This window comes from Niastella sp. (genome assembly GCF_045805085.1).
Classification (GTDB): domain Bacteria; phylum Bacteroidota; class Bacteroidia; order Chitinophagales; family Chitinophagaceae; genus Niastella.
This window is the reverse complement of record NZ_JBJMLX010000476.1, coordinates 1-9,268: the sequence shown is the minus strand read 5'-3', so window position 1 is coordinate 9,268 and position 9,268 is coordinate 1. Positions and strand designations below refer to the sequence as shown.

Annotated in this window: 9 protein-coding genes; 5 read left to right on the top strand and 4 right to left on the bottom strand. The window is 45.4% G+C overall.

Annotation, left to right across the window (positions count from 1 at the left end):
- Positions 1-391 (bottom strand): acyl-CoA dehydrogenase family protein (locus ACJ751_RS24935; protein ID WP_407748247.1); only part of this gene is annotated, 391 nt, incomplete at its 3' end.
- 133 nt (positions 392-524) lie between these two features.
- On the opposite strand from ACJ751_RS24935, the gene ACJ751_RS24930 reads away from it, so the two are divergent.
- Together ACJ751_RS24930 and ctlX are read left to right on the top strand one after the other, a co-directional pair.
- Positions 525-1,976 (top strand): arginine deiminase family protein, encoded by a 1,452-nt coding sequence (locus tag ACJ751_RS24930; protein ID WP_407748246.1) that lies wholly within the window; start codon positions 525-527, stop codon positions 1,974-1,976.
- A gap of 18 nt (positions 1,977-1,994) precedes the next feature.
- Positions 1,995-2,906 carry a citrulline utilization hydrolase CtlX gene (gene ctlX / locus ACJ751_RS24925; RefSeq protein WP_407748245.1) on the top strand — a complete coding sequence of 304 codons (912 nt, stop codon included), beginning with the start codon at positions 1,995-1,997 and terminating at the stop codon, positions 2,904-2,906.
- Positions 2,907-2,911: 5 nt separating this feature from the next.
- Here the strand turns inward: ctlX and ACJ751_RS24920 are convergent, their stop codons facing one another.
- On the bottom strand, positions 2,912-3,808 hold the full coding sequence (locus ACJ751_RS24920; protein WP_407748244.1) for an SDR family oxidoreductase: 897 nt from the start codon (positions 3,806-3,808) through the stop codon (positions 2,912-2,914).
- A 344-nt stretch (positions 3,809-4,152) separates the two neighbouring features.
- On the opposite strand from ACJ751_RS24920, the gene pfkA reads away from it, so the two are divergent.
- Together pfkA and pyk are read left to right on the top strand one after the other, a co-directional pair.
- Positions 4,153-5,136 (top strand): 6-phosphofructokinase, encoded by a 984-nt coding sequence (gene pfkA, locus ACJ751_RS24915; RefSeq protein ID WP_014217274.1) that lies wholly within the window; start codon positions 4,153-4,155, stop codon positions 5,134-5,136.
- Between the two features lie 69 nt (positions 5,137-5,205).
- Complete coding sequence (pyk, locus tag ACJ751_RS24910) at positions 5,206-6,699, top strand: pyruvate kinase (RefSeq protein ID WP_407748243.1); 1,494 nt, start codon at positions 5,206-5,208, stop codon at positions 6,697-6,699.
- A 125-nt stretch (positions 6,700-6,824) separates the two neighbouring features.
- Here the strand turns inward: pyk and ACJ751_RS24905 are convergent, their stop codons facing one another.
- Complete coding sequence (locus ACJ751_RS24905) at positions 6,825-7,871, bottom strand: hypothetical protein (protein ID WP_407748242.1); 1,047 nt, start codon at positions 7,869-7,871, stop codon at positions 6,825-6,827.
- Between the two features lie 295 nt (positions 7,872-8,166).
- On the opposite strand from ACJ751_RS24905, the gene ACJ751_RS24900 reads away from it, so the two are divergent.
- A complete protein-coding gene (locus ACJ751_RS24900; protein ID WP_407748241.1) occupies positions 8,167-8,598 on the top strand; it encodes a DoxX family protein in 432 nt (143 codons plus the stop codon).
- 2 nt (positions 8,599-8,600) lie between these two features.
- Here the strand turns inward: ACJ751_RS24900 and queD are convergent, their stop codons facing one another.
- Complete coding sequence (queD, locus tag ACJ751_RS24895) at positions 8,601-8,957, bottom strand: 6-carboxytetrahydropterin synthase QueD (RefSeq protein ID WP_407748240.1); 357 nt, start codon at positions 8,955-8,957, stop codon at positions 8,601-8,603.
- Positions 8,958-9,268: the final 311 nt, after the last annotated feature.

Below are 9,268 nucleotides of genomic sequence, written 5' to 3'. Positions count from 1 at the left end.
CGGCTTCGGGCTCGGAAAGACAAAATGCACCGATGATTTCTCCTTTGGCGAGCGGCACTAAATATTTTTGTTTTTGCTCTTCTGTTCCAAATTTCTCCAACCCCCAACAAACAAGGCTATTGTTCACACTCATACATACGCTTACACTGGCATCTATCTTACTCACTTCTTCCATTGCCAGCACATAGCTGATCGTATCCATACCGGCGCCACCGTAATCAGGACTTACCATCATGCCCATAAAACCGAGTTCGGCCAGTTTTAAGACCTGCTCCCGGGGAAATTTCTGATGCTCGTCGCGTTCAATCACCCCTGGCAGACACTCGTTCTGGGCAAAATCGCGGGCGGCTTTTTGGATCATTAAATGTTCTTCGGTAAGTTGAAATTGCATATCACGAATTTAATTAACTGCCCGCAAGATAATAGATTTCATTTCAAAAACTAACATTCGTTCGTGTTAATTTTAGCGGATTCGCTATCTTGCCTACTCGTTCTTCCTTTGATATAACAAATTAATTATACTCATGTCCCGAAAAGAAAAGAAAGTAGTTCAGGTAACATCTGAAGTAGGCCGGTTACGACGATTATTAGTACATAGTCCCGATAGCGGATTGGGCAAAGTAGTGCCGTCTAAAGCGCAGGACTGGTTATTTGAGGACATTGTGCACCTGGAAACCATGCGGAAGAAAGAATATGATTACTATACCAAGGTGCTGATGTATTTCCTGGATCCCGAAAAGATCCGCGGCCGCCTGCACCTGATTGATGCGCCTGAAAATAACCGCGATTTTTATAAACCCGAGAAACCTGAATTTTATAAATCTGAAAAAGTAGTGGAGCTGGAATGGCTGCTGGCCGATGTGTTGAACGACCAGGAAATAAAGCTAAAGCTCGTTGCTTCGGTGTGCGCGGTGGAAGGCTGTTCTTACGCAACCCAAAACGAGTTGCTTGAGCTATCTCCTGCCAAACTATCGAAAGTTATTATCAGCGGCACTATCGAGGACGACCGGCTGATCTTTCCGCCCATTCCCAATTTTATTTTTACCCGCGATATTGGCATTGTTATCAATGAATATGTGTTGTTGAACAAACCGGCGAAAACCGCCCGCCTGCGGGAAGCCCTGCTGGCCAAATACATTTTCTTCAACCATCCCCTGTTCGAAGCCTATCGCGATAACATCCTGGAGATCCCCGACACCGCCCACCATTTCTTATTACCTCGCGATGGAGATGAAAAAAAGGTAACCCTCGAAGGCGGCGATGTGATGGTAGTTCATAAAGATCACTTACTGGTTGGAATAAGCGAACGCACCACTATGGAAGCCGCCCACCAGGTAGTGAATATGTTGTTTGAAAGGAACGTGGTTAAAAAGATAACGATCATTAAGATCCCCCGCCGCCGCGATTACATGCATATCGATACCATCTTCACCCAGGTAAAGCGGAACATGTGGGTACTGCTGGGCGCCTTTAGCAAAAAAGTAATAAAACACGAAGGGGCCGATCCGATTGAACGCATCCTGGAAGGCAATAAAAAAGAAGACAAGATCAGGATCATCCAGTTCAGGAAAAAAGACCCGGAAAACCCGGTTTACTTCGATAACCTGGAAGACCTGTTGACTGATATTAGTGAGAACGACCTCGAATGCAAGGGGAAAGTAAAATTCATTTATTCAGGTAACAATAAGTTTCCCTTCGATACCCGCGAACAATGGACAGACAGTTGCAACCTGCTGGCATTGAAAGAAGGCGTGGTGCTGGGCTATGATCGCAATGATAAAACGGTTGAAGCATTCCGTGAAGCTGGTTTTACCATTGTTCATGTTAAAGACCTGCTTGACCAGTTTGAAAAAGAAGAAACAACGCCCGATGAGTTGGAAGATACGTTGATACTGATACCATCGGCCGAGCTGTCACGCGCCCGGGGCGGTTTTCATTGTATGAGCATGCCTTTGTTCAGAGAAGATATTGATTAATATTTCAGTTTTTATTCTATGCAAACCACTTCACACATCTTGATGATAAGGCCGGTGAATTTTGGCTTTAATGCCCAAACGGCCGTAAACAATGCTTTCCAGGTTGCAGGCGCCGATGCCGCCGCACAGGAAAAAGCGCAATTGGAGTTTGATAATTTTGTAACGCAGCTCCGTTCTCACGGCGTTTTTGTAACCGTTATCAATGATACGCCCGAGCCATATACCCCCGACTCTATTTTTCCCAATAACTGGATCTCATTTCACGAAACCGGGACCATTTGTTTATATCCCATGTTTGCTGAAAACCGGCGGCAGGAACGCAAGCCTGTGGTTATTCACCACCTGCAACAATTGTTTACTGTAACCAATACATTTGATTTTACTGGTTATGAAAAGGAGAACCTGTTTCTGGAAGGTACGGGCAGCATGGTGTTGGATCGCGATAACAAAATAGCTTATGCCTGCCTCTCGCCCCGCACGCATCAAACCGTACTGGATGATTTTTGTAAAAAGATGGGCTACCGGCCCGTATTGTTCACGTCCGTTGACGGCGGAGGTCAGGCAGTATATCATACCAATGTGATCATGTGCGTAGCCGACCGCTATGTAGTGATCTGCCTTGATTCATTGCCCAATCATGAAGAAAACAAAATGGTGCAGGAAATGATCGGCAATTCGGGCAAGGAACTGATCCGCATCAGCCTTGAACAAATGAACCGGTTTGCCGGCAACATGTTGCAGGTGCACGACAAAGCCGGGGAGAAATTGCTGGTGATGTCGAGCCAGGCTTATCAATCATTACAGCCAGAACAAATAATAAAACTGGAAAGCTATAACCGCATTCTGCATGCACCGTTGACTACCATTGAAACCAATGGCGGTGGCAGCGCACGCTGTATGATGGCGGAAGTGTTCCTTAAAAGACAATAGACCAATTAGCAAATTCGAAACATTAATTCCAACCCCTCATCAAACGACATAGGTTCATACCCAAGTTCTTTCCTTGCCTTCTCAATAACAAACCCTGTTTTTAAGGGGCGGCGACCGGGTTGTTTAAAAGTAGACGCATCAACCTTTACGATCTTGCCTGCATCGAGTTGAAATTTTTGCGCTGTTTTAATGGCGATATCATAAGGCGTTAACCAGTCTTTACCTGAGATATGATAAATGCCTGTTGCTTTTTGTTCAATGATCAACGCAATGCCTTTTGCCAGGTCGCCCACATAGGTAGGTGTACGTAACTGGTCGCTAACCACCTGTATGGTTTTGTCTTGTTCCAGGCTTTCCCGCACCCAGCTTACAATATTGCTGCGGGTGCCTTTTATTAAATTGCCATATACCAAACAGGTGCGTACAATGGCAAATGGGATGTCGCTTGTTTGCACCATGCTTTCGGCCTGTAGTTTGGTAAATCCATACAAGCTGATGGGCAGGGTATCATCTTCTTCACTGTAATTTCCCTGCTCACCATCAAACACAAAATCGGTTGAGATGAATATGAAGTGACTGCTAAAAGTCTCCGCATCTGTCAATATCTGCGCAGTGCCCTGCACATTGATGCGGTCGCATTGCTCAGGTTGTAATTCACATTCATCAACGTTTGTCATGGCAGCTGCATGCACCACCACATCCGGCTTCTCCCGGTTCATGACGGCATAGGTATCAAACGCATTAGCGATATCCATTGAATGATAGGCATAATTACCGGATGGTTCAAACGGTAACCTCGATTCGCCGCGGCTGGTGGCCACTACCTGATAGTTCTTATCGAGTAATAATTTGGTCAGGTGTTGCCCCAATAAACCATTAGCTCCGGTGATTAACACTTTCATTTGATAATTTATTATTTCGTTTTATTTCAATTATAATAATCTCAATTTCTTTACACCATTCTTTATAACACATTCATTATCTTGAACCCCGAACGCGATTTTGTGCAACTGTGTGCTAAAGTCTTTATCTGTATAAAAGCGCAATAATGGTGAAAAAAAATAGTGTTTTGCAAAAAAAGCATCATTTTACAGAACAATTTTAGTGATTTTTTGAGTGAGTGTGTACTTAATACGTGTATCAAAACAAAACCTTATTTTTGGGCCGCCTTTCCAAAAGTTGGTAGACAGCCTTTAACAAATTCCTTTGCAGATCAGAAGATTTTTAAATAAAACAGATTTTATTCATGGCAAAAAAGGTGACTAAAATCGGTGTCCTTACCTCAGGAGGTGATTCTCCGGGTATGAACGCCGCCATACGGGCAGTTGTGAGAACCGGTAATTATTATGGATTGGAAGTGTTTGGTATCATGCGCGGTTATAGCGGAATTATTGATAATGATATTGTGCCTATGCATTCGCGCAGTGTTGCCAATATTATCCAACGCGGTGGCACCATTCTGAAAACAGCCCGGTGCAAAGAATTCTTTACTCCCGAAGGACGACTGAAAGCATATAACAACCTCAAAAAACTGGGTATCGATGGCCTGGTGATCATCGGTGGCGACGGTTCATTCAGAGGCGCTGATATCTTCAGCCGTGAGTTCGACATCCCCTGTATTGGTTTACCCGGTACTATTGATAAAGACATTGCCGGAACCGATTTTACCATTGGTTTTGATACTGCTGTAAATACTGCCGTTGAGGCAATCGATAAAATTCGCGATACAGCCGATGCGCACGACCGTTTATTCATTATTGAAGTAATGGGCCGTGATGCCGGTTATATTGCCCTGCACAGTGGTATTGCCACCGGTGCGGAACACATTTTGATACCAGAACGTAAAACAGATATTGAAGAACTGGTAGCTTCCCTGCAGGAAAAAGAACGCCGCAAAAAACTGGTGAACATGGTGGTCGTGGCTGAAGGTGATGAGTTTGGCGGCGCCAATGAAGTAGCCAAAGTGGTGAAGGAACGCCTTCCGACAACTGATACCCGGGTTTGCATTCTGGGTCATATTCAACGCGGTGGTTCGCCCACTTGTTTGGACAGGCTTATTGCCAGCCGCATGGGTTATGCAGCCGTTGAGTCGCTGCTCGAAGGCCGGCATAATGTAATGGTGGGCATTTTAAACAACCGCATGCATTATACCCTGCTGGAAAGAGCCGTAAAATCTAAACAAAAGATTAGTGACGAATGGATCAAGATTGTAAAGATCCTGGCAAGCTAACCGGTTTTGACCAGTCTTGAAATCCTGTATTTAATAAACCTGAAATTTTAGAATCAAGAAACAAATACAATGGCAAGAGATATTACCAAGTACCTGCACAATGAAATGGATAAGGAAGCAGGCATTCAACATACAATACATAGAACGAAAATCGTGGCTACCGTAGGACCGGCCTGTGACACGTATGAGAAACTGCTGGAGCTGGTAAAAGCAGGGGTTAATATTTTCCGCCTGAACTTCTCGCACGGCACCCACGAAAACAAAGCCCAGATCATTGAGCATATCCGTGCCATCAATACAAAAGAACCATACAACATTTCCATACTCGCCGATTTACAGGGGCCCAAATTGCGCGTGGGTGAAATTGAGAACGGCGCCCTGCTGATCGAGCCCGGCGATATTCTCACCTTCACTTCGAAAGAAAAAGTAGTGGGCACCAAAGAAAAGATCTATGTCTCCTACCCTAACCTGCACGAAGATGTGGAAGTAGGCAACAAGATCATGATTGATGATGGAAAGCTGGAAGTAGTGGTAACAGAAATTACCAAAGCCGGCGATGTTAAAGTACAAGTTACTTATGGTGGTTTACTGCTTCCCAAAAAAGGCGTAAACCTGCCAGATACCAAGATCTCTCTGCCCTCCTTAACCGAAAAAGACCTGGCTGACCTGGAGTTCATCATTGGCCAGCAGGTTGACTGGATAGCGCTTTCTTTTGTACGTCAAGCAGAAGATATCGTTGATCTGAAGAGAAGATTACACGAAGCCAACAGCAAATCGAAAGTTATTGCCAAAATAGAAATGCCTTCAGCCCTGGTTGACCTCCGTAACATTGTCCTGGAATCAGATGGGGTAATGGTGGCCCGTGGCGACCTGGGTGTTGAACTGCCGGTTGAAAAAGTTCCGATGGCGCAACGCGATATCATTCGCAAATGTATCCACCGCGCCAAACCGGTGATCGTGGCTACCCAGATGATGGAAAGCATGATCGACCGCGTAAAACCCAACCGCAGCGAGATCACCGACGTGGCCAATGCCGTACTGGAAGGCGCCGACGCCGTGATGCTGAGTGGTGAAACCGCTACCGGTAAACACCCTGCCCTGGTGGTTGAAACCATGCGCAAGATCATTTTGGAAGTAGAACGCACTGAATACCGCTATAACCGCGAAGAGGACCTGAAACCGCTGCCCCACTCGCCTTCATTCCTGAGCGACGCCATTTGTTATAATGGATGTAAACTCTCGAGAGATACCAAGGCCGATGCATTGATCGGGATGACGCAAAGCGGCTACACCGCTTTTGTGCTCAGCAGCTACCGTCCATATTCGCCTTTATATATCTTCACCAAAGAAAGAACGCTGGTAAACCAGCTGAGCTTAAGCTGGGGCGTACGCGCCTTCTTTTATGATGAGGAAGAAAGCCTGGATGAGATCATGTTCGATCAGATCAAGATCCTGAAAGAAAGGGGCTTCCTTAAAACAGGTGATGTAGTGGTGAATACAGGTAGTACGCCGGTTCACTTGCACATTCCTACCAACGTATTGAAAATTACGAAAGTGGAGTAATCAACTATATTTAAAAAGAAAATGCCTCCGGCGATATCGCCGGGGGCATTTTCTTTTTATGCTTCCAAATAAAAATGGTCCCGATTAGCCGGAACCATTCACTAATATTTTATTTCAACCTATGTTTACTGATATTGAATATAAATAGGTTGTGGTTTTAATTTCAGCACTTCAGCAGGTGTTAAAACATGGCTGTTGGCTTCGCGCAGGTCATTTTTGTAAAAAAGCTTGAAACCGGTGAATTGTACAGGCTCTTTATACACGAATTGCTTGTACGTATTGAACTTACGCGCCTGGTGTCCCCATCCATCCATATCCATAACAATCTGAATTTCAGGTTGTAATTTGATTTGTTTGTAATTGGTAACCATGGCCCTGGTAAAGCGGTGCACCACCAGGATCTTGGGGGGCAGATTGTTGGCTTTAACCAGTTTGGCCAGGTAATCTGATGTCCAGTTAATATCTGCAGCATCCATGGTACCGATAACCGAACCAGGTTTTTTACCGGTTTTCATAGAAAACTCGGGGTCGATACCCAGGTGTACGTTTGGCATTTTCAGGTATTTCTCCAGCACCGGGATCTCCTCGGGCAGGGTACTTAAAGCTATTTGTACATCAAGGAATACTAACGCATTCATTTTCTGCGCCATCTTTATGGCTTTATCTATCTGGGCCGTTGGCATGCGCAGGCGGTATTTGCCGGCATCGCCCGGACTGCCCTGAGCAGTAGCAGCTATATAGTGAATGGCGGGGATCACCTCCATCGTAGTGTCGGCCGCCTGCCATCTCTTGATTTCACCGTTTAATTTTTCAATGACCACATCTTCGGAGTATTCACCAAGTACACCCATTTTTTTGGAGTAGAAATTACCATAATAGGCTACAATGCGTTTAAAGGGCAAAATAGCGCCTGCGTTGGGATAGGCCCCTTTAACCGGCCACATGCCACTAGTATCGCCATTGGCGTTCCAATTCAATTTAGCAATGAATAAAGCGGTATCCAGCGGCGGAGCTGTTGGTTTTACAATATCCGTATCGCTTTTGGCTTTACCATCTCCCTCACCCGGGACCGTTTGTCCTTTGGCACTATCGGGTTTGCACATGCTGAACGATAAAGTTGAAAGGGAAAGTACTAGTAACGCGCCTGTCCAAATGAGGGCAGATTTCTTCATGGTAATTGATTTTTTAACAGCAGGCCACCAGGCCTTATTTGGGTGATTCATTCGTTGCTCTACGGAAAGGCGTAAAGGTCGGCTAATTTGCTAACAACGCCTTATGTGTGAATATATTTTAGCACGGGAGCGGGTTTTAGCAAGTTGTTGACATTTCAATTTTAATGCCGGCAGCGGCCTATACTGATAAAACCAGTGTAACTTTAAAGAGCGTTAATTGGTTAACGGGCAAACCAGTTAATAGTTAACAGGTTTACCCATTAGCAATTTTTACAAATCTTTAAAATTGTTTGCCATGGGTACGCTTCAACAAATTCAACGGTGGAGCCTCACACACCACCCCAGCTGGCTGGTTGTGTTGCGGGTAGCTTTAGGGGTGTGTCTCTTTTTTAAAGGAATCTTCTTCCTGGCAAATACATCAACACTTCAGGAACTGGTCAGGGGCAGCCTGGTTGCCAACCGGAGCGACTGGCTGGTGATCTTTATAACCTGGTCGCACCTGCTGGGCGGTTTTCTTATTATCATCGGTCTGCTAACCCGGTGGGCAGCCCTGCTGAATGTACCCATCCTGATGGGCGCTGTAATCTTCATCAACACCCAACGGGATTCATTTGGCAATTTTGAACTGCCTTTTGCACTCATTGTGTTGTTGTTGCTGATCTTTTTCCTGGTTGAAGGAGGCGGCCCCATTTCGCTCGATAATTTCTTCAAAAAACACGAGGCTTAAGCCTATTCACCTTCATAAATAACTCCTGAAGTAGGAGTTTCATGTAGCTCAATACGATGCATGGCGGGCAATGCCGGCTTCAGGCTGTCCCAGATCCACACGGCTATCAGCTCGCAGGTGGGGTTTTCCAAACCGGGTATATCGTTCATGAGTTTATGATCGAGTTGGGTTACCACCGGTTTAATGATGGTTTTCAGCTCCGCAAAATCAATGATCCAGCCAAATTTGGGATCAGGTTTGCCTTTCAGCCACACGCGCAGCCGGTAGGTATGGCCATGAATATTTTTACATTTATGCCCCTCGGGCACATTTGGTAAAAAGTGGGCTGAATCAAAGGTAAATTCTTTATAAAGCAGCATAGGCCGCAAAATTAAGAAAGAATTGGAATAAGCGCCTGACTTTGGTCAGGTGGGTTGACAAGTTGATCAGTTGACCTGTTGACCAGTAGACCAGGAATAGCAAACGGCAGACGGCAAACATGGCTCGTGATTATTTGCAATTAATAAGCGATCTTGCACCGCGGAAAATTCTTTGCCTTCTGCCTTCTGCCTTCTGCCTTCTGCCTTCTGCCTTCTGCCTTCTGCCTTCTGCCTTCTGCCTTCTGCCTTCTGCCTTCTGCCTTCTGCCTTCTGCCTTCTGCCTTCTGCCTTCTGCCTTCTGCCTTCTGCCT

Excerpts from the sequence above, each read along its gene's own strand:
- ACJ751_RS24930 (WP_407748246.1), top strand. The coding sequence starts at position 525 with ATGTCCCGAAAAGAAAAGAAAGTAGTTCAGGTAACATCTGAAGTAGGC.
- queD (WP_407748240.1), bottom strand. The coding sequence starts at position 8,957 with ATGCTGCTTTATAAAGAATTTACCTTTGATTCAGCCCACTTTTTACCA.
- pyk (WP_407748243.1), top strand. The coding sequence starts at position 5,206 with ATGGCAAGAGATATTACCAAGTACCTGCACAATGAAATGGATAAGGAA.
- ctlX (WP_407748245.1), top strand. The coding sequence starts at position 1,995 with ATGCAAACCACTTCACACATCTTGATGATAAGGCCGGTGAATTTTGGC.
- pfkA (WP_014217274.1), top strand. The coding sequence starts at position 4,153 with ATGGCAAAAAAGGTGACTAAAATCGGTGTCCTTACCTCAGGAGGTGAT.
- ACJ751_RS24920 (WP_407748244.1), bottom strand. The coding sequence starts at position 3,808 with ATGAAAGTGTTAATCACCGGAGCTAATGGTTTATTGGGGCAACACCTG.
- ACJ751_RS24900 (WP_407748241.1), top strand. The coding sequence starts at position 8,167 with ATGGGTACGCTTCAACAAATTCAACGGTGGAGCCTCACACACCACCCC.
- ACJ751_RS24905 (WP_407748242.1), bottom strand. The coding sequence starts at position 7,871 with ATGAAGAAATCTGCCCTCATTTGGACAGGCGCGTTACTAGTACTTTCC.